Source organism: Alishewanella sp. SMS8 (assembly GCF_030737935.1).
In the GTDB taxonomy this organism is placed as follows: domain Bacteria; phylum Pseudomonadota; class Gammaproteobacteria; order Enterobacterales; family Alteromonadaceae; genus Alishewanella; species Alishewanella maricola.
On sequence record NZ_JAPJEA010000017.1, the window covers coordinates 1 to 1,425 of the forward strand.

Annotated in this window: 2 protein-coding genes; both read left to right on the forward strand. The window is 43.6% G+C overall.

Annotated features, from left to right (window positions below; all coding sequences use genetic code 11):
- The first annotated feature begins 93 nt into the window (after positions 1-93).
- Positions 94-411, forward strand: coding sequence for a heavy metal-binding domain-containing protein (locus ORJ01_RS16165; protein ID WP_000640723.1), 318 nt, complete (start codon positions 94-96; stop codon positions 409-411).
- A gap of 601 nt (positions 412-1,012) precedes the next feature.
- The gene (locus ORJ01_RS16170; protein ID WP_306178903.1) at positions 1,013-1,276 is read left to right on the forward strand and encodes a hypothetical protein; all 264 of its coding nucleotides are present in this window, start codon (positions 1,013-1,015) and stop codon (positions 1,274-1,276) included.
- Positions 1,277-1,425: the final 149 nt, after the last annotated feature.

Here is a 1,425-nt window from a genome sequence, read left to right on the forward strand (position 1 = left end):
AAGCAGTTAACAAGCCAAGTCAGCGGGAATTTTACTCGCTGAACAACGCTCATAAAATCCCCTGCTTGGGGCGTTATGTTCTAGGGAGAAATTATGATTTACACGACAACGGAAACTATTCCTGGCAAGGAAATAGAAGCAGTTCTGGGTATTGTTAATGGGAATGTGGTCCAGTCTAAACATATAGGTCGCGATATCATGGCTGGCTTAAAAGGTATTGTGGGTGGCGAGCTTAAAGGTTATACCGAGATGTTGATGGAAGCCAGAAACATAGCGGTAGAACGATTAATCGAAGATGCAGTAAAGTTAAATGCCGATGCAATAGTGGGAATTCGTTTTACAACTAGCTCAGTTACTGATGGTGCATCAGAAATCCTAGTGTTTGGTACGGCAGTTAAACTCCGAACATAACAAGCAATTTAAGAGTGATTCGGCACGCGTGGCGTTTTTGGCTTGCAGTTTGTTTAGTGGTTAAGTTGTATGCGGTCACGTTTGTAGTGCGTGCCTGCGCCCCTTAACGCGGCGTTATGTTTAATCACGTTAAATCAGTTGGTTGCATCTTTTCTTTGCTCCCTCGGCTTGTTGGTTTTGTGTTTCTCGGCAAGTTGGCATTTGTGAGCGCTGTTTTCCGGACATCAATTCTTTGGCGCTGGAAATTCAGAGAATTGCCTCAATCAATTTTCGGGTAAGCGCGAGGTTGGTGCGCTTGGCTCAATCAGAAGTTTGACCACAAGTTTTTGGGCTTGAATTGCCAAAATTCGAAGTCTGTTTTTCAAATCTATGAGTCATTTCAGTTTTTTAGGTCTTGGCTTTTGTTTGTGAGTCAACGCTGAGTTAATCTTGGTTTTGGTAAAACTTAAGCCCTTGAAGCTTAAACATAACAAAGCGTTCAAGAGGGATTCATGCCGCGTGGCATTTTTGGTATGCGGTTAGTTTTGGTGGTGAAAGTGGTCTGCGGAAAGCTGGTTTAGGCGGCACTCACCCCTTAACGCGGCGTTAGGTGATCTAGAGCATGGAATATTTAGCACCGGTTATTTCATCAATTGTTGTCGGGCTTATATTGCTGAGTCTTGGGCGATGGTTAGAGCGTAAAACCAATAAGAACTTCAAATCTTTGGGTGAGTGGGGATTTATCGTCGTTATGTTTGCCGCTAGCTTAAATGTTTTTCTTATAAATAAGTTGGCTTTAGATGAATGGGGTATCTTGATTGTATTAATAAGTACGTGGTCTATATTAACCTTTTTTATATTATGCTTCGGCAAGACAAACACCTAACAATGCGCAGCAGTCGCGGCCTTTGGCCGCTGGGACGCCAACCCGCTGCGCGGCTCGTCGCCCCTGTGCTTTGCGTTAGCCGGCTGTCGAGATGGTTTAGTTTCAAAATCTGTTTTACTTTTCGGCTCTGCTTGCGTTAAGTTGTATAT

Bases quoted from the DNA above. Each gene is read 5' to 3' on its own strand.
- ORJ01_RS16165 (WP_000640723.1), top strand. From the start codon at position 94: ATGATTTACACGACAACGGAAACTATTCCTGGCAAGGAAATAGAAGCA.
- ORJ01_RS16170 (WP_306178903.1), top strand. From the start codon at position 1,013: ATGGAATATTTAGCACCGGTTATTTCATCAATTGTTGTCGGGCTTATA.